Raw genomic sequence first — 26,161 nt, 5'->3', positions numbered from 1 at the left:
ATGTCTGCTATCGTCATCGCTATTGTTGTACTTACAATACTCGCGCTCGTCTTCGGTGTCTTACTTGGATTTGCCGCTGAGAAATTTAAAGTTGAAGGCAACCCCCTTACCGATCAAATCGAAGCGCTACTGCCACAGACACAATGTGGCCAGTGTGGTTACCCTGGTTGTCGCCCTTATGCCGAAGCCATTGCTAACGGCGACAAGGTCAACAAGTGTCCGCCGGGCGGCACCGCAACCATGGAAAAGCTAGCCGATCTGATGGGGGTCGAACCCGAGCCACTTAACGCCACTGAAGCCGTTCAAGTAAAAAAAGTTGCCTTTATTCGTGAAGAGGAATGTATTGGCTGCACCAAGTGCATTCAAGCCTGCCCTGTCGATGCGATTTTGGGGTCGGGCAAGTTGATGCATACCGTTATTACCGACTACTGCACGGGCTGTGATCTCTGCGTTGCGCCCTGCCCGGTAGACTGTATTGACATGCTACCCGTAGAACAAACCACCAAGACTTGGAACTGGCAACTCAATGCCATTCCTGTTAAGCAGTTGCAAGAGGATAAGCCGTGTTAACTTTATTAGAGCAAATTGATAAAGGGACGCTTTGGCGCTCACATGGTGGTGTTCATCCTCCAGAATTAAAAACGCTTTCTAACAAAACCACTATCAGCGAACTGCCACTTGCCGTTAAGTATATTTTGCCCCTGACACAAGTTGGCGATAGTGCCCTGCTCACGGTAAAGGTTGGCGATCGCGTCCTAAAGGGTCAGAGCCTAACTAAGGGAACGAGCTTCGCGTACAGCCCTGTACACGCGCCCACCTCAGGTGTTATCAGCAAGATACAACCGATGCCAAGCAATCATGCATCTGGTATTGCAGTACTGAGCTGCGTTATCGATGCTGATGGCCTAGATGAATCGGTCGAGGTTATTGCAGCCGATGTAGCAGCGTTAAGCAATCAAGAGATCCTGAGCAAGATTCAGCAAGCCGGTATTGCAGGCCTAGGGGGAGCGGCTTTTCCAACCCACATTAAGCTCAGCCCCGCCAGTGATATCGAACTGGTTATAATTAACGGTATCGAGTGCGAACCCTATATCACTTCAGATGATCGTCTGATGCGCGAGCATAGCGATGAGATCCTCTCCGGAATTGCTATTATTCAGAGACTGCTCAAGCCAAAGCGCATCATTATTGCCATCGAAGATAACAAGCCCGAGGCGATTGAAGCAATGCAACATGCGCTTAATCGCAGCGAGTTAGCGACAGATAGCGCCAGGATCACAGCCGTTCCGACCAAGTACCCATCAGGTGGTGAGAAACAGTTAATTCAAATCTTAACTGGTCAAGAGGTGCCATCGGGCTCTATCCCAGCTCAATTAGGCATGTTAGTGCAAAATGTCGGTACCGCTTACGCTATCCACGATGCAGTTGTAAACGGCCAAGCATTGACCCGCCGCGTGGTAACAGTGACGGGCTTAAACAGCCAAACGCCGGGTAACTACTGGGTTCCGATTGGCACGCCTGTAAGTCATCTGCTACAACAGCTTGGCTTTAACGGCAATCTAACCCAAGACAAAGTAATTATTGGTGGTCCTATGATGGGTCACTCTCTGCCAGATATCTCAGCGCCCGTGCTCAAGGGTACAAACTGCGTGCTACTGCCAAGCAGTGAAGAGATCGCGCCAGAACAAGCTGAAAAACCCTGCATTCGCTGCGGTGAATGCGCTGCCGTCTGCCCGACTCTGCTGTTACCACAGCAACTGTTTTGGCATGCCAAAGCCGAAGAGTACGATAAGGCCGCGAGCTTTAACCTACATGATTGTATCGAATGTGGTTGCTGTAGCTATGTTTGCCCGAGTGATATTCCCCTAGTGGAGTATTACCGTATCGCTAAATCTGCAATACGCACCCAAACAGAAGAGAAGAAACAGGCAGACTTTGCGAAGCAACGTTTCGAAGCAAGAGTGCAGCGCTTAGAAGAAGAAAAGCTTGCTCGAGAGGCCAAAGCCAAAGAAGCTGCTGAACGACGCAAGACGACGATGTCTAGCGGCGATAGAGACGCTGTCGCCGAAGCGATGGCGCGTATTAAGGCTAAGAAAGCAGCTGAAAGCCAGCAAAGTGAGACAGCACCTTCAGTAGAAGATAAAAAAGCCCAAGTTGCAGCAGCGATTGCCCGAGCTAAAGCTAAGAAAGGCAATACAAACGCTCAACCTGATGACAGTCAAACAGCCGATGCGGCACCGCTAACCGATAAGAAAGCGCAGGTGGCAGCAGCCATTGCCCGCGCTAAAGCCAAGAAAGCTGCGCAAGCTGACTCAGCTGAAGTCGATGCTAAAGCTGAGGTTAATACTGAGGTTAATACTGGGCCTGTCGATACCGCTGTCACCGACAAGAAAGCGCAAGTGGCGGCTGCCATCGCCCGTGCCAAGGCTAAGAAAGCGGCGCAGGCCGCCAAAACCGGTGACACAGAGCAGCAGCTGAACCGCGAGGAAAACAAGCCCTCGGCTGATGACGCGAAAAAAGCGCGTATCGCCGCCGCAGTTGCTAAAGCTAAGGCCAAAAAACAGTCTCAGGGCGAAGAGCCTCAGCCTAGTGAAAGCTCAGCTCCTCAAACTTTAGATACACAGACTTCTGTCACTCAGGCTTCTGTAACAGAATCGGCCGATGATGTGAAAAAAGCACGTATCGCCGCCGCAGTAGCTAAAGCTAAGGCCAAGAAGCAGTCTCAGGGCGAAGAGCCTCAGCCTAGTGAAAGCTCTGCTCCTCAAACTTTAGATACACAGACTTCTGTCACTCAGACTTCTGTAACAGAATCGGCCGATGATGTGAAAAAAGCACGTATCGCCGCCGCAGTTGCTAAGGCTAAAGCCAAGAAGCAGTCTCAGGGCGCAGAGCCTCAGCCTAGTGACCCCCCTGTAGCTCAAAGCTCTGATGTTCAAAGCTCTGATGCAAGCTTATCGAACACCGAGACTTCAGTCACTGAATCGGTCGAACCAGCGCTAGTTGAGACGAAGTCCACCCAAGCCCTGTCAGCCGAAGATGCGAAAAAAGCGCGCATCGCCGCCGCAGTCGCCAAGGCAAAAGCGAAAAAATTGCAACAAAAATTGCAGGAGAAGGAATAAACCATGGCGTTTAAGTTAGCCTCATCACCTCATTTGAAGGTGAAACTACAGACCCAAAGTGTGATGCGCCGGGTTATTTTATGTGCCCTGCCGGGTATTGCTGCCCAATGCTATTTCTTCGGCTGGGGCGTGCTCATACAAGTCATGCTAGCCATTGCTGTCGCATTGGCAGCAGAAGCCGCGGTGCTCGCCCTTAGAAAGCGCGCCGTACTTGCAACGATTAGCGATAACAGCGCCGTATTAACGGCAATATTGATTGGTGTTGCCATTCCCCCCATCGCGCCTTGGTGGTTGGTGGTGATAGGCACCCTGTTCGCCATCGTTCTGGTTAAGCAGCTCTATGGTGGTCTAGGACAAAATATCTTCAATCCAGCAATGGCCGCCTATGTCATGCTGCTCATCTCGTTTCCAGTACAGATGACGAGCTGGTCGATTCCAACGGCTATAGCTCAAAATCCAATGGATATTGGCTTAACGCTTGAGGCCATTTTCGGCTCCATGAGTGCCGAGCAGCTAAACCTTTATAAACTCGGCTTTGATGGCATCGCAATGGCAACCCCGCTCGATACCGTTAAGACGGATCTCTCTTTAGGATTAACGACCTCTGAAAGCCTAAGCAAAGCGATATTTAGTGACGGCTACGGAATCGGTTGGTTTTGGGTCAACATGGCCTACCTTGCGGGCGGTCTTGTCATGTTAAAGCTCAAGGTTATCCGCTGGCATATCAGTTTTGCGATTCTAGGTTCCCTATTTATCTGTAGCAGTTTTGGTTATCTACTCAGCCCAGATACCCACGTTGGGCCGTTGCTACAGCTTTTTTCCGGTGCAACCATGCTTGCAGCATTTTTTATCGCAACCGATCCCGTTACCGCAGCAACCAGTGTTCGAGGACGCCTACTGTTCGGCACCCTTATCGGTGTATTGGTCTATGTTATTCGCACCTATGGCGGCTACCCAGACGCTTTTGCATTCGCAGTCTTACTGGCGAACCTCTGCGCACCGTTTATCGATTATTACGTCAAGCCTCGCACTTATGGTCACCGTACGGGCAACTGAGCATAAAGAGAATTTATTTTGAAAAAATCAATGTTAAAGAATGGTTTGCTTCTCGGTCTTTTTGCGCTCTTGTGCACAGGCCTAGTCGCTGCAGTGAACCAATTTACTTACGATAAAATTAAGCAACAAGAACAGATTGAGCTAGCGCGTGTACTCCATCAAATCATTCCTGATGAGATCCACGACAACGAACTCACCGCTCACTGTATCTTGCTCAACTCGGTAGAGTTTTTAGGCACTGACAACGCCCTGCCCGCTTATATCGCGACAAAGAATAACAAAGGCGTTGCTATCGCCATTGAAACTATCGCTCCCGACGGTTACAACGGCAATATTCGCATCATTGTCGGCATAAGCGATAAAGGAGAGGTGTTAGGCGTTCGCACCCTATCCCACCAAGAAACACCAGGTCTGGGTGATAAGATTGAACTGAGAAAGTCTGACTGGGTGCGCTCATTCGACGGACTGTTTTTACTGTCAGATAAAGATAAGCGCTGGAATGTTAAAAAAGACGGCGGTGACATAGACCAATTTACTGGCGCGACCATCACGCCACGCGCCTATGTCAAAGCGGTCAGAAATGCCGTTAGCTATTTTAATGCTAATAAGGCACAGCTGTTATCGGCACCTGCCAATTGCGAGGTTGGAAAATGAGTGATTATAAAGAGCTAGCCAAACAAGGTCTTTGGAGAAATAATCCAGGACTGGTACAGCTTCTCGGGCTATGCCCTCTTCTCGCGGTTACCGCAACCTTAACCAACGCCTTAGGTCTAGGACTCGCGACCATGTTGGTATTGATTGGCTCCAACATCCTAGTGTCTTTGGTGCGAGACTTTGTCCCTAAAGAGATCCGTATTCCTGTGTTTGTGATGATCATTGCCGCGCTTGTGACCACGGTGCAGCTACTTATCAACGCATACGCTTATGGCCTATACCTGTCGCTGGGTATTTTCTTGCCGCTCATCGTCACCAACTGTGTGATTATCGGTCGTGCGGAAGCCTTTGCCTCTCGTAATAATGTCGCCAAATCAGCCTTTGACGGGCTGATGATGGGCTTAGGTTTCACCTTAGTCCTATCTATTTTAGGCGCGGCTCGAGAAATATTGGGTCAAGGCACGCTATTTTATGGCGCTGATCAGTTACTCGGCGAGTGGGCTAAGTCATTAACCATCCATATTTGGCAAGTCGATACTAGCTTCCTATTAGCTATGCTACCGCCCGGTGCTTTTATCGGCATGGGCTTGTTAATCGCACTTAAAAACGTTATCGACCAGTACTTGGCGTCTAGGCAGCCTAAAGTGGAACAAGAAGCGCCGACACGTGCACGCATTACCAAAGTGAATTAACCCATTAGTGCACTAGCGCAATGAGAGAAGCAGCAAGCATTACAATAACAAACGAGACGGATACGAGATAATGAACGCAGAGAAACGTCGGCTGATCCTTGAAAGGCTTAGAGAACATAACCCTCATCCAGAAACTGAACTTAATTTCTCAAGTCCGTTTGAGTTGCTCGTTGCCGTCACATTATCAGCCCAAGCAACCGATGTAAGTGTTAATAAGGCCACCGATAAACTCTTTCCGGTAGCGAATACCGCTCAGGCCATCGCAGACTTAGGGGTTGAGGGCTTAAAGCCTTACATCAAAACCATTGGCCTGTATAACAACAAGGCCATCAATGTGGTCAAAGCCTGTGAGATCTTAGTCGAGAAGTATAACGGCGAGGTACCAGAAGACAGAGAAGCCCTTGAATCGCTTCCTGGCGTTGGCAGAAAGACGGCTAATGTGGTGTTAAACACCGCTTTTGGCTGGCCAACGATTGCTGTCGACACCCATATCGACAGGGTTTCAAACAGAACCAAGTTCGCCATGGGTAAAAATGTTGTCGAAGTGGAAAAGAAGCTACTGAAAGTGGTGCCAGCCGAGTTTAAGGTCGATGTACACCACTGGCTGATCCTGCACGGTCGTTATACCTGTATCGCCCGTAAACCGCGCTGCGGCAGCTGTATCATTGAAGACTTATGTGAATTTAAAGACAAAGTCTACCCTGATGAGTGATCCAGTTTAGCCTTAAATTTAGCTTTAGCCGATTCAAGGCTTAGCTAGGTTGACCTAGGTATAGATACAAAAAAAGCCGCTAATAGCGGCTTTTTTTGTATCCGTACGCTTAGTACATACAGATAAAGAAAACAGTTAAAAACGCAGCAATAATTGCTGTAAGAGCCAGTGACATTTTCAGTTCAGTTTGCATGATGTTCTCCTTAAAATACTTAGCTAATAGTATAAGAAACAGGGGAGTTTCCCAGAGTAATTTAGGTATTTTGTGATCCATGCCAGACTAAAGAAATTGATCTCGCTCAATTTTTACAAAGTGTATCTATCATCATTAATTTCGATATACTTCAGCTCACACCCTATTACTTGGATATTTATCATGGCACAACTACTACATACCATGCTCCGCGTTGGTAACCTTGAACGCAGTATCGAGTTTTACACCAAAGTCTTAGGCATGAAGCTACTTAGACAAAGCGAAAACAATGAATATAAATATACTCTGGCTTTTGTCGGCTACGACGAAGAATCGACGGGTAGCGCGGTAATTGAGCTGACCTATAACTGGGGCACAGAGTCTTATGATCACGGTAACGCCTTTGGCCATATCGCTATCGGCGAAGAGGATATCTATGCCCGCTGTGATGCTATCGCCGCTGCAGGGGGTAAAGTTATTCGCCCTGCAGGCCCAGTTGCTGGCGGCACGACAGAGATCGCCTTTGTAGAAGATCCTGACGGTTATAAGATTGAATTTATTCAGATGAGCTCTGCAGAAAAAGGCTTAGGTTAACCTTTTCAATCGTTAACTTCGCCTTTATCAGCCAATAAAAAAGCGCCTTACGGCGCTTTTTCTTTAAGGTTAATAGCAAACGCTATTTAGAACTTCATGGTTACACCAGCAAAGTAGGTGCGACCAACAGTGTCATATACCTCTGGTACAGTACCACCGTCGCTACCGTTAGAAACTTTTGATGGCTCTTCATCAGTAAAGTTCTTAACACCAGCACTTAGCATCCAAGCATCGTTAATGAAGTAAGAAGCAGAGATGTTGTGATAAAGAACTGAATCTACCGTGTCACCTGTGCCTAAGTCATCCATTTCACCGATGTAACGGTTGAAGTACATTACACTCCAATCATCCTGACCCGCTTTAATGCTGAAGTTATTACGGAACTCGGCATAAGCACCGAAGTTACCATCGATTGTACCGGTATAATCTTTACCGTCTTGCTCAAAGTTCAGCAAGTAAGTTGTATCGTTGCTCACAACCCAGTCAAGATTCAAGACTTCGAAGCTATAAGCTAAGTTAAAGTCGATACCACTCGTGTCTTGGAAACCAACGTTAGTCAATGAGTTCGTCAAGTTAGACAAGTCACCATTAGGACCGATGTTGAATGTTTCACATGCTGATGCATCACCTGCATAACAAGCATCTAGGCCAGCTTGTGTGTCAAGACGGGTAATCGCGTTCTTAACTTTAAAGCGCCAGTAATCGAGGGTTAACGACAAACCATCAACATAGCTTGGCGAGTAAACTAGACCTGCAGTATAAGACTCTGACTCTTCAGGCTTAAGATCTTCATCCGATGTACGGTTAACTAAGATCTGTGGGTCTTGCTCATTTTCCCAAGGATCTGTCAGGTAGTCGTAAGAGCCTGAATCACCGCCATATAGCTCACTAACACTTGGTGCACGGAAACCTGTAGCGGCAACGGCACGTAGCATTAAGTCATCGGTCGCTTCATAAGTTAAACCAATCTTCCAAGTCGATGCGTTACCAAATGTTGAGTAATCATCGAAGCGTAATGCAAATTCACCAGTTAACTTATCGGTAAACGGTACACTCACCTCTTGGAACACAGAGATAACGTTGTAGCTACCGTCTGTAGGGTCTTGCTGCGCTGCAGTACTTTCACCTGCTACTACAACTGGATCAGGATTGTAATAGCCACTTTCGTAGCGGTATTCCGCACCGATTGCAAAAGCAACAGCACCTGCGTCTAAGTCAAACAGCTCACCGTTTAGGCCTGCAGAGAATACGTGCTGCTCGTTACCACCATCGGCATTTTCAGTATATGCAACGCTGTTTAGTAACTCTTGGTCGGTCATTGGCTGACCTGTTAACCAAGGATCTTGATCCGCATAAATAGCATCTGCCATCAAGTTTGCATTGATAGAGTTTTCTACCTTGGTCTTAGCCTTGTTGTTGCCGTAGGTGTAAGACGCATCCCAGTTCATACCTGTATTGATATCTAATGAACCTTCTAGGCCTGCAGAGATCCTCCAAGTATCAGTATCTTGACTATAGATACGAGGACCAACGTCATTCATACGCTTTCTGTAGTTAACTTGACCTTTGTCATCTGGCTTGATGCCTGCGTCAATCATGTCTTGATCAAGCTCTAAGCAAGTCATAGGATCATCACCCGCTTCACATACATCTAGCATGATGTTCGCTGGCTGCGGTGCTAACTGCTGGTTAGACTTACGCTTAGTGTAAAGCACATCACCGGTTAGGACGATGTCATCGCCTAGCTCTTGGGTCATGTTAGCAAATAAGCTGTAACGCTTGTTTGGTGTTTGATAGAAGCTATCTTGGGTGTAATCGTAACCTTCTTCGCGGTCAACCCAGTTGCCATTCTCATCTTTAACCTTGCCGCCCAAAGAGCCGTTTGGAATGAATGAACTTGAACCTGGATCTGTCCAATCACGGTCAGACTGAACTACGCCTTTACGCTCTGAGTATGCTGCACCAAAGGTGTAGTTGCCCGTGTCGGTATTGAATCCGTAAAGTGCACTGATCTCGCCGTTTTCGCCGTCGCTCTTATCGGTCATGCCACCGGTAACATCAACTTGGAAACCTTCAAAGTCTTTCTTAGTGATGATGTTAACCACACCCGCAATCGCGTCTGAACCATAAACAGCAGATGCGCCGTCTTTTAAGATTTCAACACGTGCAATCATTGCTACCGGGATAGCGTTAAGATCGACTGAGCTATCCGCACCTGAACCTGAGTTCACCATACGACGGCCGTTCAATAGTACTAGTGTACGCTGTGACCCCATACCACGTAGGTCAACCTGTGCAACACCGTCTGCACCATTGTTTGTACTTGAACCAACAGCGGCGCCCGCCATTGATGTTTGAGCCTGTAGAAGTTCATCAACAGAAGTAAAACCTTCTGCACGAATTTCTGCAGCGCCAATAACTGTTACTGGTGACGCCGTTTCCATATCTTGACGCTGGATACGGGAGCCGGTAACAGCAATGCGCTCTACATCGGCACCGACTTCTTCAGCAAACGCTGTATTTGACACGGTATAAGCGCTGGTAGAAACCGAGGCGATTAAACCAAACTTAATCGCAGAGGCCAATTTAGATGGTCTGTTCATTATGTAGTACTCCCTAACCTATTTATTTTTATATACACGCCATTTGTTATTTTTGACGTTGATATGGATACTGCAATTTCACGTTTAGGGCGTCAATCAAGCAATTTATTAACCATCAGGCGGGGATTGTTAATTAAAATAACGAGAAAAGTAACAAAATTTATATCAACCTCCACCTAACAATGAGACGTACGTCACGCGCCAGTTAAAATCACTTCCAAAGTGCAATTTGACAGTTTTTTAACCCAAACTCATCACAACTTTTTGTTAACCTACCGAAAACACCAAAATGTGACACCGATCACAAAAAAATACTTATGAATTTAGTAATAGGACCGTTTTTAGTTGTATTTCTTAGATATTGCTCATGTTTTTTAAATACTATTTGGGTTAGTAGTCAGCCTTTATTCAGCTTTATAAGCCGTAAAGGAGGCCATTTGTGAACAGTTGTAACAAAGGTTGGTGTTGGATTTTTGATAAATTAATAGACAGGAGAAAACTCAGAAATTTCGATTACGCTCATCAATCAGCATCACAGAACAATAACAGTGAATATGACTCAACCTAAAGAGCACGAGCCTAAAGCATTATCTTGAGCAAGGGGGGGATAAATCAATGCGCTGATGGAACTCGGGGCCGCAGGCCCCGAATTCATAAAGGATAAAACATGATAAGAGGATAGAAGTAATAGCCACTGGCTCAAATATTCGGCTGAATAATATTGAAGTGGCTATAGGCGCGAGGTGTGGCGATCCGCCCTCTTGGCGTTCTTTGAATAAAGCCTTGCTGAATTAAAAAAGGCTCTAACACATCTTCTATCGTTTCTCGCTCCTCGCCAATCGCTGCCGCAAGGTTATCTAACCCTACAGGGCCGCCCATAAACTTATCTATGATGGCGAGTAGCAGCTTCCTGTCCATATAATCGAAACCTTCGGCATCGACATCTAACATGTCTAATGCTTGTTCGGCGACGATTTTGGTAACCGCTCCGCTATGTTTGACCTCGGCAAAGTCTCTAACCCGCCTGAGTAAACGGTTAGCAATACGCGGTGTACCACGTGAACGGCGGGCGATTTCGATAGCGCCTTCATCATCGATCTCAAGTTCCATCACCTTAGCCGAGCGCTTCACAATGCTCGATAAGTCTTTAACGTTATAAAACTCGAGCCTTAGTGGTATGCCGAAACGCGCTCTTAATGGCGATGTCAGTGCGCCTGCACGGGTTGTCGCGCCAACTAGGGTAAATGGTGGCAGATCCAGCTTGATAGAGCGAGCGGCAGGTCCCTCTCCTATCATGATATCCAGCTGATAGTCCTCCATCGCTGGGTATAAGATCTCCTCAACCACAGGGCTTAAGCGATGAATTTCATCGATAAACAACACATCATTTGGCTCAAGGTTCGTTAGCAGCGCCGCTAAGTCTCCCGCCTTTTCAAGCACGGGACCCGATGTAGACTTAATATTTACGCCCATCTCATTGGCAACGATCATCGCCAATGTGGTTTTACCGAGACCTGGCGGGCCGTAAATCAACATATGATCCAGCGCTTCGCCACGCTTCTGCGCCGCTTCGATAAAGATTTTTAACTGTGCACGAGTATCATCTTGACCAGTATACTCATCCAGCAGTTTAGGTCGCATGGCGCGATCGACAGCTTCTACTTCATCTCTATCTAAAATGTTGGGCTGGATCAGTCGGTCAGCTTCAATCATCTATTTTCCTTAAAGCATCGACTTCAGTGCTGATTTAATCAGCTCTTCTGAACTCATGCCATCTGTATAAACCGCCGAAACCGCTTTGCTTGCTTGTGCAGGTTTGTAACCTAAAGAGAGTAGCGCAGCGATTGCGTCTTCTTCGGCGGTATTAACCGCTTCAGGGACCTTATAATTGGATTGAAGCATAAACTCTCGCTCGGAGCCAACAGAAGCTTCCATCAGGCTCTTGAGTTTATCGCGCATCTCCACCAACAATCGTTCTGCCGTTTTCTTACCAACACCGGGTAACTTAACGAGTGTGGCGATATCATCGCGCTCGACACAAGCGACAAATTCACTTGCCGTCATGCCCGATAAGATCGTTAACGCAAGCTTAGGACCGACACCGTTAGCCTTAATCAGCAGTCTAAATAGGCTTCTCTCCTGTTTAGAGACGAAACCATAGAGTAACTGGGCATCTTCTCGCACAACAAAATGTGTATAGATAACGGCTTCTTGACCCAATTCTGGTAATTCGTAAAAACTGGTGAGGGGCATTTGAATTTCATAACCCACCCCAGAAACATCCACTAGCACTTCGGGTGCCTGTTTCTCTATTAATAATCCGCGAATACGACCTATCATTTATATCGTCCATATGTTCTTACATTGGCTCTACCACCAAGGGCGACCAAACTCTGGCAAGTATGATAATGACACACTGCCACACCAAGGGCATCGGCGGCATCGGCTTGCGGGGCGCTAGGTAATTTAAGTAACTGCTGGATCATATGCTGTACTTGAGTTTTCTGTGCACGGCCCGTCCCCACCACCGCACTTTTAATCTGCGTCGCACTATACTCAGCGACGGGCAGATCTGCCGCAGTCGCCGCAACGATTGCGGCGCCGCGAGCCTGTCCGAGTTTAAGCGCTGAGTCGGCATTTTTTGCCATAAACACACGCTCAATAGCAAACTCGTCGGGTTGGTATTGTCTGATGATCTCAGAAAGACCATCGAAAATTTGCTTCAAGCGTATGGGGAGCTCGTCAGAGGTTGTACGAATACAACCACTGCCGACATAGATCTGCTGACGACCGACGCAATTAATTACGCCATATCCAGTGATCCTAGAGCCAGGGTCGACTCCTAAAATTATTGCCATATAAGCTTTATTCCAGACCTTCCATCACTTCGTCAGAAATCTCTGCATTATGATAAACCTCTTGAACATCATCATGATCTTCAAGATTATCAATTAGACGTAGGAATTTAGGTGCAGTGTCGGCATCTAACTCGGCCTTAGTCGATGGGATCATCGTTACCTCAGCATTGACAGACTCGAGTCCTGCTGCATCTAATGCATCTTTCACACTACCAAAATCTTCAGGGGATGTGAGTACGTCGATAGAGCCGTCTTCATTGGTCACCACATCTTCGGCTCCCGCTTCCAATGCCGCATCCATCACAGTGTCTTCATCGACACCTTCATAAGAGATGATGCCTTTCTTATCGAACAGGTAAGCCACTGAGCCATCGGTGCCTAGGTTACCACCAGACTTGCTAAATGCATTACGAACGCCCGATACGGTGCGGTTTTTATTGTCTGTCATGGTTTCAACTAACACCGCGGTGCCACCTGGGCCATAACCTTCATAAATAATGGTTTCCAGTACCTGGCCATCTAACTCGCCAGCGCCACGCTTAATTGCACGCTCTACCGTATCTCGAGTCATGTTATTTGAGAGAGACTTGTCGATAGCTGCACGTAAACGTGGGTTTGAGTCAGGGTCAGAGCCACCTTCACGAGCGGCGACTGTCAGCTCACGAATGAACTTGGTAAAAAGTTTGCCACGCTTTGCGTCTTGAGCCGCTTTACGATGCTTGATGTTGGCCCATTTACTGTGTCCTGCCATATCTTTCTCCTAAATGCCTTTTATACCCAAACTACCTGAAAATCGTAAGAAATAACTAAATTAATATGCAAGTGACTTGGGTATAGGGCTAATTATTATACTGTTTGGTCTCAATTAGTCGAAAAAAAAGCCGAGTCTTAACTCGGCTCTTATTTCAGCTTATTTATTCAGCGTCTTTTGCTTCAGCATCTTTCGTTTCCGCTTCAACAACGCTGACGCCAAGCTCGGCTAACTGCACAGGATTAGCAAATCCTGGTGCATTAGTTAACGGACAAGCTGCAGTCGTTGTCTTAGGGAACGCCATCACGTCACGGATTGAGCTTGCGCCCGTCATAAGCATGATGATACGGTCAAGACCAAAGGCTAGGCCTGCATGTGGTGGTGTACCGTAACGCAGTGCTTCAAGCAAGAAGCCAAACTTCTCGCTCGCTTCTTCGTCATTAATACCTAGAATTCTAAATACTGCTGACTGCATCTTACTGTCATGAATACGCACAGAACCACCGCCTAATTCACAACCATTTAATACCATGTCATAAGCGTCAGAAATCGCACCCGTTGGATTAGCTTCTAGCTCTTCAGGTGTCATGTTGCTTGGCGCGGTGAATGGGTGGTGCATTGCATGCAGTCCGCCATCAGAGGTACGCTCAAACATTGGGAAGTCAACAACCCAAAGCGGTTTCCACTCACCTTGAAGTAGTTCGAAGTCTTCACCCGCTTTTAGACGCAGTGCGCCCATCGCTTCGGCAACGATATTGGCTTTATCTGCACCAAATAGGATTAGATCGCCAGTTTTTGCGCCAGTGCGCTCTAGTAGTGCCTTAACAACGTCTTCGCTTAGGAACTTAAGCACTGGAGACTGGATGCCTTCCATGCCCTGCTCAAGATCGTTAACCTTCATCCAAGCTAGGCCTTTGGCGCCATAGATAGTGACATACTTAGCGTATTCATCTAGCTGCTTACGTGAAAGCTTAGCGCCACCTGGAATGCTCAGTACCGCAACGCGGCCTTCAGGATCGTTAGCCGGGCCATTAAATACTGCAAACTCAACATCTTTAACGATATCGGCAACGTCAATCAGCTCAAGCGGGTTACGTAAGTCTGGCTTATCAGAGCCAAAACGACGCATCGCTTCTTCGAATGTCATCTTAGGGAACTGGCCTAAATCAACATTCAATAACTCTTTAAATAAACCGCGAACCATCTCTTCTGTCTTATCCATGACTTGCTCAGAGGTCATGAATGAAGTTTCGATATCGATCTGAGTAAATTCTGGCTGGCGATCGGCACGTAAGTCTTCATCACGGAAACACTTAACGATCTGGTAGTAACGGTCAAAACCAGACATCATCAACAACTGCTTAAACAACTGTGGTGATTGTGGCAAAGCGAAGAACTGACCTTTGTAAGTACGGCTCGGTACTAAGTAGTCACGCGCACCTTCTGGTGTCGCCTTAGTCAGAATTGGCGTTTCAATATCTAAGAAACCGTTACCGTCTAGGAAACGTCTTACTGCACTCGTCACTTTAGAGCGGAAGATAATACGGTCGGCCATCTCTGGGCGACGTAAGTCTAAATAGCGATACTTAAGACGCTGCTCTTCGGTGTTGTGCTGATTTTTGTCCATATTGATCGGCAATGGCGCAGAGCTGTTCAAAATGGTTAGCTCTAGACCTAAGATCTCAACCTCACCAGTACGCATATCGGCGTTAACCTGGCTATCGGGTCTTGCTCTTACAAGGCCCTTAATCTGAACACAAAATTCGCTGCGTAGTGTGCTTGCAACATCAAAAACTTCCGGAAGGTCTGGATCATAAACAACCTGAACGATACCTTCTCTATCACGAAGATCGAGAAAAACAACGCCGCCTAAATCTCGGCTGCGATTAACCCAACCCACTAGGGTCACTTCTTGACCTACGTGAGACTTGTTGACGTCTCCACAATAATGACTGCGCATTTAACTCTTTCCTTTATTCCGCAAAGCGATGCTTGAGGATCTGGTTCAAAATAAGACAAAAGCGGCATTATAGAGAAATATTGCCGTTTTCCAAATAACTTCTCGATTAGTCGGCTAACTATCAATCAATTTAGATTAAAAATTAAATAGTTTGGCTTATCTTAGCAAAACTAGGTGCTTCGATATGCCCTGCCACCCGCATTTTTTGCACGATACATCTGTTTATCTGCTGTTTTCAATAGCGCATCGATACAATCACCATCTTTTGGATAAACGGCGATGCCGATACTCGCCGATGCGCTGACACTCTGTTCATTAATCACAAAGGGCGTTGACAGGTTGCTTAGTAAGTTTTCGGTCACATCATAAACCGATTTAACATCTTTGATATCATTTAAAATTACCACGAACTCATCGCCACCAAGGCGCCCTACGGTATCTGAGCGACGAATGCTGTTGGCGAGCACCTCGCTCACATGCACCAAAAACTTATCGCCAACCTGATGGCCATACTTATCATTGATCAACTTAAAACCATCTAAGTCGATAAAGATCACCGCAAACTGGGCAGTATCACGGGCATGCTGTAATATCGCCTGCTCGAGCCTGTCTTCGATTAACATTCGATTGGGTAGCTGAGTCAACGCATCGTGCTTGGCAAAGTGTGCCATCTTATTCTCGGCTTCAATACGCAGCGCAACCTCTCTACGTAAACGCCGAATAGCCAGTAAGGCAACGATAATGACTAAGGTCAGAATCGAAAATGCCACTATACCCATTTTGAGTTTGTTCTCATATTCATCACGCCCAAACTCAACTGTCTGCGACACCCACTTCTGATGGATCTGTTGCTGCCGAGTGGAGTCGATATTCGCCAAAACCGCGTTGATTAACGGCAGCAGTTCTTTTTTACTATGATGGACTCCAAAGTGACTACGCTGCTGGGCAAAACCAACTAACATCGACATCTTTAAGTTGGCAAACTTATCATTGCGCAAGTTACTGCTTAAGTTCACCACTTTGTCGATAAACACATCCGCCTTGCCCTGCTCTACCGCTTTTAATCCAGCTTGACTGTCGGGTACTAAAATCAGCTTTAACCTTGGATGTTCACGCATTAACTGACTAATAATATGATAGCCCTCAACCACAGCGACTCTCTGTCCCTTGAGATCATCTAGGCTAAAAACGTTAACGTGATTAAATGAAGTCACCAGCCCCCAAGGCGCAGGCCAGTATGAATCGGTGAAGCTTAATTGAAACTCTCGCTCTGGCGTCTTAGCCACCGAGCCCGCCATGTCGACCTCTCCGCTTATTAGTGCATCAAGTAAATCTTGCCATTCATCGAACACCTGCGTTTGAATATTAAGGCCCAACTCTTCAGCGATAATATTGACAATATCACTGTTTATTCCCCCATACTGCCCCTCTTGCTGATACTCCATCGGTCGCCAGTTACGCAAATATCCCACCTTTACAGTACCAACGTCTTCGATTAATCGTTGCTGAACAGGCGTTAAATCAATTAAGCCCCGTTTATTCTTATAGATCCTATCCTCTGGGTTTAACATCCACTTGCGTTCAATGCTAGCCAATTCCCCCTGGGTTATAAGGTTGAATCCCGCCGCAACCCGCTGGGCGAAGCCCTGCTCACTGCCGCGATTGAGCACAAACAGATCAGTCTTAAACTCTAAGTCCATATACTGATGAAACTGCTCCCAACTGTGATTTAAAAGCAGATAATGTTGAGTCCAAGCTGCTGCTGCAACGAACGCGCTGATCTCGCCGCTCTTAGCGGCTTCAATCATGCTGTCGACAGAGTGATAGTAACGAATATCCGAATCCGGCAAGGCATCGACTAATTCAGGTAAGTAAGGCGCCGTTGGAGCAACCGCCACGACTTTTCCCTTAAGATCGTCCAAGCTTTGCAACGGTTTTTCAAATGAAAATAAACGGCTGGCTACACGATATATCGTGTGAGTGCGATTCAGGCCCGTCTGCATCGCAGCAGATTCTGGATAGCCTAAGTGAACATCGGCAATACCGCGCTTAATATTATCGATACTCTGTTTCATGCTACCGGCTACGAATCGTATCGGCAGCCCTGTTTTTTCAGACCATAGCTTCCAGATATCGACTAATAATCCATGGGGTAACCCATCAGAGCCAATATCAGCAAAAGGCTCGACGCCTGTCTGCATCGCTATCACGATATCGTTTTGATAGCGCAAGTTGCCAAGCCACCTACGCTGGTGACCCTCTATCACCTCGGGGTTAATTTCACAAAACCCTTTGGCAATCATGGCTGCCTGGTGATGATTGCCTTTTTTTAGTGCGGGTGAAATTGACAAGGCCGAGATAAGTTTACGATTCTCAACGGGAAAATTAACCGAAATAATATTGTTAACTTGGCTTTGACGTAAAAAGCCCTCCAAACCCACAAATACAAAAACCTCCTCATTAATCACTGCTTTAATGAGTTCACTGCGATTATCAAAGTAGGTAAATGTCAGCTTTGGCTGCAGCTTTTCTAAGATTGCTATTTGCGCCGCACCTTTAACGACACCGACTTTATAAGGAATAATATCGGCAAAACTATGTGCTACTGGTAATTGATAATTAATGTAGAGGTAACTGGTTACACTGGCTATCTCTTCAGAGAACTCATAGTCATCTTCTCTCGCGGCTGTCTTGGCCATACCGATATGAACGTCTGCATCGCCCATCTCTACATCTTTTAATGATGTGTCCCAGTTAGACGGCTTGAAGAGCACTTGCCTATTGGTCTGCTTCGACCATTCCAGCCAGATATCGACCAAAAGACCGCTTGGCTGATTATTTTCATCGACAAATTGAAAGGGGTAACTGTCGTTGCTCATTGCAATGGTTAGGGGTGTTTCCTTTACCTCGGCATCCGAAAAGGCCGGAAACGCGATAAACATCAGCGCAAAAAGTCGCAATAAACAAGTGATAGTTTTCAATTACATCTTCCACAAAGTTAACAAACTGAATTGTTTTTGTTTCATTATTGCTATTAGACAAAATTTTATGAGGAAATTCCAGTGCTAGTCTTGCTGGTTATAGACATGTTTAGCTAGAATGAAGAGTTGAACTCTCACTATTTGATCACATGAACTCTTCTCAAGACAATCTCTTTGCCAAGCCATACGAACGCGTCAGCGACTTTCAATTCGATGACAAAGTAGCAGGTGTATTTAATGATATGATCAGGCGCTCCGTTCCTGGTTATGGTCAAATAATCAATACTATTGGGGATTTAGCCCAAAAGTACGCTACGCCTAACAGTAAAATTTATGATCTAGGCTGCTCACTAGGCGCAGCAACGTTAAGTATTCGCCGCCGCGTAGAAGGCCGTAACTGCCAGATCATCGCTATAGATAATAGCGAATCTATGATTGAGCGCTGCAGTGAGAACCTATCGGCTTATGTGAGTGAAACCCCTGTTGAGCTGGTCTGTGGTGATATTCGCGATATTAAGATAGAAAACGCCTCTTTAGTCGTGCTTAATTTCACGATGCAATTTCTTGCGCCAAGCGATCGTGAAAGCCTGCTCAACAAAATTTATCAAGGCCTACTGCCCGGTGGTTTATTGGTGCTCTCTGAAAAACTTTACTTTAAAGAGGACAAAATCCAATCGACATTAGATGATTTACACCTCGATTTCAAAAGAGCAAATGGTTACAGTGAGTTAGAGATCAGTCAAAAACGTAGTTCGTTAGAAAATGTGATGAAACCTGATACACTCATCGAACATGAGAATCGGATCAGAGCACAAGGATTTAGCCAGTTCAGCGTTTGGTTCCAATGTTTTAACTTCGCATCAATGGTGGCAATTAAGTGATTAGCTTTAGCTCATTTTACAAACAAATTTCTGACTCTAGCCTTCAACACTGGCTGGAGACTCTTCCTGCTATTCTCGGTCAATGGCAACGTGAGCATAAACATGGCTCACTGCCAAAGTGGGAAAAGGTACTCAATAAACTGCATTACCCTGAAGCCGATATCATCGATTTTAAGACCAGCGTAAAGATTGGATCAGGTGAACAGCTTAGCGATGGTGAAAGACAAAAGCTTGAAAACCTTTTAGGGATTTTCAAGCCTTGGCGTAAAGGACCGTACTCACTACACGGAATCGAAATCGATACCGAGTGGCGCTCCGACTGGAAATGGGAACGGGTCGTTCCCCATATCTCACCACTGCAAAATCGTACCGTGCTAGATGTCGGATGCGGCAGCGGCTACCATATGTGGCGTATGCTGGGTGAAGGCGCGAAACACGTTGTGGGTATCGATCCATCACCACTATTTATGTGCCAATTCGAAGCAGTTAAACGCTTAGCGGGTAATGAACATCCTGTTCACTTTTTACCACTCGGAATTGAAGAGCTTCCAGCGTTAGATGCGTTTGATACGGTTTTCTCGATGGGTGTCTTATATCATCGCCGTTCCCCTATCGATCATATCTATCAATTAAGAGATCAGCTGCGCACTGGCGGCGAGCTTGTACTCGAAACATTAGTCATAGATGGTGATGAGAATACCGTACTTGTGCCGAAAGATAGATATGGCAAGATGAATAATGTTTGGTTCTTGCCCTCTGTTGATGCGCTAATGCTATGGCTTAAGAAATGCGACTTCACTGACATACGTTGTGTTGATGTCGATGTGACCTCTTTAGCAGAGCAAAGAAGCACTCCTTGGATGCCAAATGAATCACTAGTCGATTATTTAGACCCTAATGATGTTAGCCTAACCGTGGAAGGCTACCCGGCACCAAAGAGAGCCACCATCATTGCCACCAAGAATCAGCCTAACAAAGATTTGATCTAGCCAAATAGTAAATGGGAAGCACTATGTTCAAGCAGATAATTTGTATCGCCGCAATTTCAGCCTTTATTTCAGGTTGTGCAACGACCAAAGACACTAACGCACCGATCCCTGTTGATGCCACAGCGCTCGAAGCCAGTCTAACGAAACAAGAAACAAATATTCTTGGAGCAATTGATAGTTGCAACCAAGCCCAGTCTGCAGGATATGCCCAACTAAGCAGTCAAATAGAGGCACTCAATACCAAAGTGGCTCAGTTAGAAGTGAAAAAAGAAGCCGCTGTCGTGCCTGTTGTCGCTCCAGTGCAGTGTCCACCTTCGCCTATCGGTGACAAGTTTATGCTAGGTGCTGTCGAACATGTTTACGTCGATGAGGTTAAGGCCAGCTTTGATACCCGAATCGATACCGGCGCCGAGTCTTCATCATTGGATGCGCGCAACATCATCCTATTTGAGAGAGACGGCAGTCAGTGGGTACGATTTGACGTCTTTACCCAAGGCGAGAAGCAGCCAGCTAAAACCTTCGAGTCAAAAGTTGAACGTTTCGTACGCATCAAACAAGACGCCGACAATAAAAGCGATCGTCGCCCAGTTATTCACGCTCACTTAGAGATTGGTCAATATAAAGCCGAGACCGATCTTAATTTAAGCGATCGTAGCCATTTGGAGTATCCGTTACTACTTGGCCGCAAGTTTATGCAAGACATCGCGGTTGTCGATGTTGGGCAAACCTATATCCACGGAAAAAAACAAGACGCTAAAGCGTCGAAAACGAAATAATAGGATAATTGCAAATGCATTCTAGAAAGCCTTTTTATATTTTAGTCGCTTTACTGTTTATCGCCGGGATAGCTGCCAGCGTTTACCGTGGCATTGAGCACAATGTTCCATTCCTACCGGGTAAACAGGTTCAAAGCTGGACTGTGGATGCTAAAGTTAGCTTTCAAGGTACAGGCGAGCCAGCTGAAGTTTCTTTTTCACTGCCTGAAGATCCTGCATATGAGATCCTAGTCGAGAACGCAACATCTCCAGGTTACGGTTTAACCATTACCAATAACGAGATCGACCGTCGCGCAATCTGGTCGATAAGAAGGGCCGCTGGTACCCAAGACCTCTATTACAAGGTCACCTTGATCCCAACTGGCCAAGGTATACTTAAGGCCGATGGCATCCCTGCCGCACCAAGCACTTATACTTGGCCCGCAACAGAGGAAGCCGCTGCACAGCAAGCTATTGAAGAGGTATGGTCTCGAAGTGCAACCAGCCTTTCATTTGCACAGCAACTCAACAAGGCGTTAAACGCCAACGAGCGCAGCCAAAATATTGAGCTACTGCTAACAAGCAACTCCCCAAGCAAGCTGTTCATCAGAATGCTGCACAGCAAAGGGATCCCTGCAAAAGAGGTCAGTGGTCTCTATTTAGAAGACCAACGCCGCAGACAGCAACTCGCTAACTTTGTTGAAGTTTACCATGACGGTCAATGGCACCTATTCAATGCTGAAGATGGCAGTCAAGGCCGCCCAGATAACTTGCTACTATGGGATCGCTCTGGCACCTCTGTGCTTGATGTGATCGGGGGCGTCAATTCACAAGTTAACTTCTCCATGCTGCAAGATACGCGTTCGGCCCTAGCCACCGCTATCGACGTCATGAAGAATGACAACGCATTAGACTTCTCTTTGTATCAATTACCATTAGAAGAGCAAAGTCTATTTAAAGGGATCCTACTTATCCCTATTGGCGTATTGATGGTGGTGTTCCTGCGCGTGATTATCGGTATCAAGACATCGGGCACCTTTATGCCTGTATTGATTGCCTTGGCCTTTATCCAGACCACACTACTCACGGGTTTAATTGGCTTCTTACTGATTGTCGCGTTCGGTTTGATGATCCGCTCTTATCTATCGGAGCTCAACCTCTTGCTGATCTCGCGGATCTCCGCGGTGATTATCGTGGTGATCGGCATCATTGGCTTATTTACCCTGCTCTCTTATAAGTTTGGTCTCAGCGAAGGGTTAACGATCACCTTCTTCCCAATGATTATCTTGGCATGGACCATCGAAAGAATGTCTATCCTATGGGAAGAGGAAGGTCCAAAAGAGGTGTTTGTTCAAGGTGGTGGTAGCCTGTTTGTTGCAACCCTCGCCTACCTAGCGATGAGCGCATCATGGGTACAGCATTGGGTATTTAACTTCTTAGGTATTCACCTAGTGATTTTGGCGCTCGTGTTATTAATGGGCCAATACACAGGTTATCGCTTACTAGAGCTTAAGCGCTTTAAGCCACTAGCCGGAGATAAATAATGTTCCTAGCTAACCCTTCAGACTTAAGGCGTAACGGCGTCCTTTGTATGAACAAGCGCAATATCGACTACATAGGTCGATATAATCCGCGTAAGTATTACAAACGCGTCGATGATAAGTTAACCACCAAACAGTTGGCACTGGCGAATAATATCGCGGTGCCAGATCTGATCGGAACGGTCTGCGAACAGCATGATATCGCCAGCATTCCCGCTATGGTCAATGACACAGAGGGCTTCGTCATCAAGCCCTCTAAAGGCTCTGGGGGTAAAGGTATTCTAGTGGTTACCAAGGTCGAACATGGGCGTTACTATAAGCCTAATGGCCAAGAGGTCACGCCATCTGAAGTCGATCGACATGTTTCTAACATTCTCAGTGGTCTGTTTTCCCTAGGTGGCAAGCCAGATGTGGCGATTGTTGAAGGTCTTATTCAATTTGATCCCGTGTTCGATGGTTATTCCTATGAAGGTGTACCGGATATTCGTCTGATTATCTTTAAAGGTTTCCCGATCATGGGCATGCTGCGATTATCAACGGCAGCATCTGATGGTAAAGCCAACCTTCACCAAGGCGCTGTCGGCGTGGGCATCGATATCGCGACCGGTAAAGGCTTGCATGCGGTGCAGTTCGATCAACCGATTGACCTGCATCCTGATACCCAAAAAGAGCTGATCTCTATTGCCGTGCCGCAGTGGGATACTCTGCTACATACCGCCTCTATGGCCTATGAGATGTCGGAGCTAGGTTATCTAGGTACCGATATGGTGCTAGATAAGAATAAGGGCCCGCTGTTACTTGAGCTTAACGCACGTCCGGGATTGGCGATTCAGATCGCCAACGGCCGTGGTATTTTGCCTAATCTGCGCCATGTTGAAAAAATGGGTAACCACAATATGTCAGTGGAAGAACGCGTGGCCTATGCAAAAATACACTTCAGTGCCAGCAACTCATAAAATCAGCGGCCTATTAACTGTACTTATAGTTATTACTTGTTGGTTTAGTACGGCAGCCCATGCTGCCGTATCACCTATCCCACTCTTGGTCGAACAGTGTTTAAGTTACCAGTTGCCAACGCTGCCGACCGCCTCAGTCCAACACAGAAAAAGCCAAACTAGCGACATTCAAGCGATTGAACTTGAGCGAGATCTAATCGGTTTTTTCAACATTAACGACAGAATTAAATATTATCGCCAATTCCCGCTAAACTATGGCGACCGTGAGCTATTACTGCAATGCCAACTTTACTTGGCCGATGAGTTAGCGCTATTTTTTAACTCGGCTAAGTTCCAATCGATTCAGTTCGGCTTAGCAGGCAGCGATGAGCCATCAGTCAACGCCCTAGCTATGCGCCTCAGCCGCCTCGCTAAAAATAGCGACTCCCCCAACTATAAGGCGCAATTGCACACCGCGCAGGCTGCATTCAAGCAAGGGATAAGCAGTCAATCCTTGAGCCTCAACTTTCTTAATGAGCAGTGTAAGCTTACCGATGATGACGCTGACAGTGACAAGACCTCGACAATCGACTTCAATGGTTCACTCGCTAGCTATTTAATTAAGCAGCCGAATGAGACCTGCCGCCAGCAGGTATGGCAGGCATACCAAGCTAGGGCATCGAGTCGCAACAAAGCCCCATTAACAAGGATCCTCGATCTACGCCAGCAACAGGCAAGGCAAGTAGGTTTTCTCGACTACAGCCACCAGCAGCTCCACGAACAATGGTTATCAACGCCAGAGTCGGTGGCTCAATTTCTTAATGGTCAAACCCAAGCAATTGATATCGCACCTTGGAACTTAGGTCCTACCCTATCTCAGGCCCAGCCGACTAAAGTGAACCCTATTTCAGCTAAACTTTGGCTACAACAGATAGCGACGGAACTGGAAACCTTTGCCATTGCGATCACGCCGGTTAACGACAAGCTATACCGGGTCTGGCTAGAGGGGCGTTTACTTGGCGATATCTACATAACGCTAAGTACTAAAACCCAAGTAAAAGCTATTCGCCAGCAAGTTGTGGGTCAGCAATTTGGCCAGATTGAGTTGGAGCTCAAAGCCGAGTTAAAAACCTATCAGCAACAAAGCGAGGTAATCGATGCGCTGGCAAGGATCATCAGCCAATTCGCAAGTGGCCAGAAATATTACTTAGCAAACACCATAGGCGAAACCCAAGATACCGCCCAAATTGATACCTTCTGGTTACAGCAATACCTTAAAGGCAAACTGCTGCCAGCATTAAAGCAAGACAGCAGAGAAGCGCTATTGCAGCAATATGCATGGCAGTTGAAGGTATTTAGAGCTAAAGTCGCCCTCAATACTTACTTGGCAAGTGATAGCCCGCTAAAGTTCAACCTTGAGAGTGCCTTTACAGAGGCATTTGGGGCTCGCTGGGAAAATATAAATGATGCCCCTTATACCTATAGTGCCATAGCCTATGAAGGGCCTGTTTATTACCAAAGCTTGTGGCAAAAAGCCTTAGCAAACTATATTTACCAATCGACAAAAGACTGTCAGAATCAAAAACTTGTTTTCGATTATTTAGTGGTTAATGAATCATCTAACAAGCTTGCAGACAGATTGCAGCTGTTATTAGGTGAGCCGATAACTAATGACTCACTCATCAAAAGGACTCAACATGCCTTCAATCATCAAGATCAGCACCCTCGCCGCTGTACTCTTTTGCGCAAATAGCTTTGCCGCAGACCTTGCTGTCACAGAGTCATCAAAAGCCCAAGTGTATCAAGGGATCAAAAACAATCTAGAAGAACATCTATTTGAACTGCCCCCCCGCGTACAAGGGCATTACGGCATACGCCAATACCGTATGACCGGTGATAGTAAGTATGCCAATGCAGCACTTGTCGATCTCTATGCGGTTACCGAATCGCAAGCTTTCTACGCCTGTAATCTCGATAAGCCTGGCTTTATCAGCGACCAAGCCGAACAAGCTATCTCAGTACTTGGCAAAGGCCCCCGCGCCAAAGCACGTAAGAAGGCGTTACAGCCCTTTCCTGAGTTTATCTTCTACACAGATGTTCTACTTCGATTCTCGAGCCGAATCAATGAGTTTGGCTTTACTGGCCCCTGTCACGACAAGCTAACCGCCGCACTGAAGAGTGCCGACTTAAAAACCGGGCTAACCGATAAAGCCATGATAGAGACTTGGGCGGCTCAGCTAGTGAACTATGTATACTGGGCCAAGCAGATTGGCGTGGGGGATTACCTCGCAGATTACAAGCAAGCCTTTATCGAAGTCTACCCAGACAGTAAAGATAGTAAGCTCAATAAAAAACAGTATCGCAACAAGCTATACGGCATGACTCACTTTATCTTCGCTGCCAGCGAATACTACCAGCACAATGTCGATGCCAAAGAGTTCGCCTGGATTTTGGATCATTTCGAGCACAACATTGACCGCATTCTAGAAGATGCTACAGACGATATTATTGCCGAAGTGGGAATAAGCTTCTTGCTTGCGGGCAAAGCTGATCACCCTGTGGTGAAAAAAACACAGCAACACATAATTAATGCCTTCGACACCAAAGAGCAGATCATTCCGTCTCCGCGAGGCAACCCAGACTTAGTTATCGGTGAGCACCGTAATGTATTGGCTATGATGTTATTAGATTGGCCAGATAAGCTGCACAAAGGCCCTTACTTATCGGAGCTTAAGGCAACGAAAAAGTACTTGCCTAAACAGGTCACGCCAATCAAAAACTAACCCATCTTGAAGAGGCCTGCATATAGGCCTCTTGTTCATCGCTATAACGCTAAAAAACACTTAGCCTAAAAGACAAAAAGCGCTCTAATTGAGCGCTTTTTGTC

Annotated in this window: 21 protein-coding genes; 14 read left to right on the top strand and 7 right to left on the bottom strand. The window is 46.5% G+C overall.

Annotation, left to right across the window (positions count from 1 at the left end; translation table 11 throughout):
• From rsxB to gloA, 7 genes are all read left to right on the top strand, one after another.
• Positions 1–570 (top strand): electron transport complex subunit RsxB, encoded by a 570-nt coding sequence (gene rsxB / locus L1D44_RS13825; protein WP_239891508.1) that lies wholly within the window; start codon positions 1–3, stop codon positions 568–570.
• Complete coding sequence (gene rsxC / locus L1D44_RS13820) at positions 564–3,119, top strand: electron transport complex subunit RsxC (protein WP_239891506.1); 2,556 nt, start codon at positions 564–566, stop codon at positions 3,117–3,119. The genes rsxB and rsxC overlap by 7 nt, the downstream gene beginning before the upstream one ends.
• Before the next feature lie 3 nt (positions 3,120–3,122).
• Positions 3,123–4,175: an electron transport complex subunit RsxD gene (gene rsxD / locus L1D44_RS13815; protein ID WP_239891504.1), complete on the top strand. Its 1,053-nt coding sequence runs from the start codon at positions 3,123–3,125 to the stop codon at positions 4,173–4,175.
• An 18-nt stretch (positions 4,176–4,193) separates the two neighbouring features.
• The gene (rsxG, locus tag L1D44_RS13810) at positions 4,194–4,829 is read left to right on the top strand and encodes an electron transport complex subunit RsxG (protein ID WP_239891502.1); all 636 of its coding nucleotides are present in this window, start codon (positions 4,194–4,196) and stop codon (positions 4,827–4,829) included.
• Positions 4,826–5,521: an electron transport complex subunit E gene (locus L1D44_RS13805; RefSeq protein WP_239891500.1), complete on the top strand. Its 696-nt coding sequence runs from the start codon at positions 4,826–4,828 to the stop codon at positions 5,519–5,521. The genes rsxG and L1D44_RS13805 overlap by 4 nt, the downstream gene beginning before the upstream one ends.
• Positions 5,522–5,591: 70 nt before the next feature.
• Positions 5,592–6,233, top strand: a complete 642-nt coding sequence (nth, locus tag L1D44_RS13800) for an endonuclease III (RefSeq protein ID WP_239891498.1) — start codon at positions 5,592–5,594, stop codon at positions 6,231–6,233.
• Between the two features lie 376 nt (positions 6,234–6,609).
• Entirely contained in the window at positions 6,610–7,020 is a 411-nt protein-coding gene (gene gloA, locus L1D44_RS13795; protein WP_239891496.1) for a lactoylglutathione lyase, read from the top strand.
• 86 nt (positions 7,021–7,106) lie between these two features.
• On the opposite strand, the gene L1D44_RS13790 is transcribed toward gloA, so the two are convergent.
• The 7 genes from L1D44_RS13790 to L1D44_RS13760 all read right to left on the bottom strand — a co-directional run bounded on the left by L1D44_RS13790 (position 7,107) and on the right by L1D44_RS13760 (position 18,173).
• Entirely contained in the window at positions 7,107–9,623 is a 2,517-nt protein-coding gene (locus L1D44_RS13790) for a TonB-dependent receptor (protein WP_239891495.1), read from the bottom strand.
• Between the two features lie 699 nt (positions 9,624–10,322).
• Entirely contained in the window at positions 10,323–11,336 is a 1,014-nt protein-coding gene (ruvB, locus tag L1D44_RS13785; RefSeq protein ID WP_239891493.1) for a Holliday junction branch migration DNA helicase RuvB, read from the bottom strand.
• Between the two features lie 9 nt (positions 11,337–11,345).
• Entirely contained in the window at positions 11,346–11,963 is a 618-nt protein-coding gene (gene ruvA, locus L1D44_RS13780; RefSeq protein ID WP_202720246.1) for a Holliday junction branch migration protein RuvA, read from the bottom strand.
• Entirely contained in the window at positions 11,960–12,481 is a 522-nt protein-coding gene (gene ruvC, locus L1D44_RS13775) for a crossover junction endodeoxyribonuclease RuvC (protein ID WP_220768431.1), read from the bottom strand. The genes ruvA and ruvC overlap by 4 nt, the downstream gene beginning before the upstream one ends.
• Before the next feature lie 7 nt (positions 12,482–12,488).
• Entirely contained in the window at positions 12,489–13,232 is a 744-nt protein-coding gene (locus L1D44_RS13770; protein WP_220768430.1) for a YebC/PmpR family DNA-binding transcriptional regulator, read from the bottom strand.
• Positions 13,233–13,395: 163 nt separating this feature from the next.
• Positions 13,396–15,192, bottom strand: coding sequence for an aspartate--tRNA ligase (gene aspS, locus L1D44_RS13765; protein ID WP_239891490.1), 1,797 nt, complete (start codon positions 15,190–15,192; stop codon positions 13,396–13,398).
• Between the two features lie 170 nt (positions 15,193–15,362).
• Entirely contained in the window at positions 15,363–18,173 is a 2,811-nt protein-coding gene (locus tag L1D44_RS13760) for a transporter substrate-binding domain-containing protein (protein WP_239891488.1), read from the bottom strand.
• Between the two features lie 149 nt (positions 18,174–18,322).
• On the opposite strand from L1D44_RS13760, the gene cmoA reads away from it, so the two are divergent.
• From cmoA to L1D44_RS13725, 7 genes are read left to right on the top strand one after another with little or no spacing between them, the layout of a single operon-like run.
• On the top strand, positions 18,323–19,054 hold the full coding sequence (gene cmoA / locus L1D44_RS13755) for a carboxy-S-adenosyl-L-methionine synthase CmoA (RefSeq protein ID WP_239891486.1): 732 nt from the start codon (positions 18,323–18,325) through the stop codon (positions 19,052–19,054).
• Positions 19,051–20,043, top strand: coding sequence for a tRNA 5-methoxyuridine(34)/uridine 5-oxyacetic acid(34) synthase CmoB (gene cmoB / locus L1D44_RS13750; RefSeq protein WP_220768427.1), 993 nt, complete (start codon positions 19,051–19,053; stop codon positions 20,041–20,043). The genes cmoA and cmoB overlap by 4 nt, the downstream gene beginning before the upstream one ends.
• Positions 20,044–20,066: 23 nt before the next feature.
• A complete protein-coding gene (locus tag L1D44_RS13745) occupies positions 20,067–20,819 on the top strand; it encodes an ATP-dependent zinc protease (RefSeq protein WP_239891484.1) in 753 nt (250 codons plus the stop codon).
• Positions 20,820–20,833: 14 nt separating this feature from the next.
• Positions 20,834–22,342 (top strand): UUP1 family membrane protein, encoded by a 1,509-nt coding sequence (locus tag L1D44_RS13740; RefSeq protein WP_239891482.1) that lies wholly within the window; start codon positions 20,834–20,836, stop codon positions 22,340–22,342.
• Entirely contained in the window at positions 22,342–23,295 is a 954-nt protein-coding gene (locus tag L1D44_RS13735) for an alpha-L-glutamate ligase-like protein (RefSeq protein ID WP_220768424.1), read from the top strand. Before L1D44_RS13740 ends, L1D44_RS13735 begins: the two co-directional genes overlap by 1 nt.
• Positions 23,261–25,027 carry a M3 family metallopeptidase gene (locus tag L1D44_RS13730; protein WP_239891480.1) on the top strand — a complete coding sequence of 589 codons (1,767 nt, stop codon included), beginning with the start codon at positions 23,261–23,263 and terminating at the stop codon, positions 25,025–25,027. The genes L1D44_RS13735 and L1D44_RS13730 overlap by 35 nt, the downstream gene beginning before the upstream one ends.
• Positions 24,972–26,057 carry a DUF3541 domain-containing protein gene (locus tag L1D44_RS13725; protein WP_239891478.1) on the top strand — a complete coding sequence of 362 codons (1,086 nt, stop codon included), beginning with the start codon at positions 24,972–24,974 and terminating at the stop codon, positions 26,055–26,057. The genes L1D44_RS13730 and L1D44_RS13725 overlap by 56 nt, the downstream gene beginning before the upstream one ends.
• Positions 26,058–26,161 lie beyond the last annotated feature (104 nt).

This window comes from Shewanella sp. Isolate13 (assembly GCF_022398325.1).
GTDB lineage: Bacteria > Pseudomonadota > Gammaproteobacteria > Enterobacterales > Shewanellaceae > Shewanella.
The sequence above is the reverse complement of the archived record's forward strand: the minus strand, read 5'-3'. Positions and strand labels throughout refer to the sequence as shown.

Bases quoted from the DNA above. Each gene is read 5' to 3' on its own strand.
- rsxB (WP_239891508.1), top strand. From the start codon at position 1: ATGTCTGCTATCGTCATCGCTATTGTTGTACTTACAATACTCGCGCTC.
- rsxD (WP_239891504.1), top strand. From the start codon at position 3,123: ATGGCGTTTAAGTTAGCCTCATCACCTCATTTGAAGGTGAAACTACAG.
- L1D44_RS13805 (WP_239891500.1), top strand. From the start codon at position 4,826: ATGAGTGATTATAAAGAGCTAGCCAAACAAGGTCTTTGGAGAAATAAT.
- nth (WP_239891498.1), top strand. From the start codon at position 5,592: ATGAACGCAGAGAAACGTCGGCTGATCCTTGAAAGGCTTAGAGAACAT.
- gloA (WP_239891496.1), top strand. From the start codon at position 6,610: ATGGCACAACTACTACATACCATGCTCCGCGTTGGTAACCTTGAACGC.
- L1D44_RS13790 (WP_239891495.1), bottom strand. From the start codon at position 9,623: ATGAACAGACCATCTAAATTGGCCTCTGCGATTAAGTTTGGTTTAATC.
- ruvB (WP_239891493.1), bottom strand. From the start codon at position 11,336: ATGATTGAAGCTGACCGACTGATCCAGCCCAACATTTTAGATAGAGAT.
- ruvA (WP_202720246.1), bottom strand. From the start codon at position 11,963: ATGATAGGTCGTATTCGCGGATTATTAATAGAGAAACAGGCACCCGAA.
- ruvC (WP_220768431.1), bottom strand. From the start codon at position 12,481: ATGGCAATAATTTTAGGAGTCGACCCTGGCTCTAGGATCACTGGATAT.
- L1D44_RS13770 (WP_220768430.1), bottom strand. From the start codon at position 13,232: ATGGCAGGACACAGTAAATGGGCCAACATCAAGCATCGTAAAGCGGCT.
- aspS (WP_239891490.1), bottom strand. From the start codon at position 15,192: ATGCGCAGTCATTATTGTGGAGACGTCAACAAGTCTCACGTAGGTCAA.
- cmoA (WP_239891486.1), top strand. From the start codon at position 18,323: ATGAACTCTTCTCAAGACAATCTCTTTGCCAAGCCATACGAACGCGTC.
- L1D44_RS13745 (WP_239891484.1), top strand. From the start codon at position 20,067: ATGTTCAAGCAGATAATTTGTATCGCCGCAATTTCAGCCTTTATTTCA.
- L1D44_RS13740 (WP_239891482.1), top strand. From the start codon at position 20,834: ATGCATTCTAGAAAGCCTTTTTATATTTTAGTCGCTTTACTGTTTATC.
- L1D44_RS13735 (WP_220768424.1), top strand. From the start codon at position 22,342: ATGTTCCTAGCTAACCCTTCAGACTTAAGGCGTAACGGCGTCCTTTGT.
- L1D44_RS13730 (WP_239891480.1), top strand. From the start codon at position 23,261: ATGCAAAAATACACTTCAGTGCCAGCAACTCATAAAATCAGCGGCCTA.
- L1D44_RS13725 (WP_239891478.1), top strand. From the start codon at position 24,972: ATGCCTTCAATCATCAAGATCAGCACCCTCGCCGCTGTACTCTTTTGC.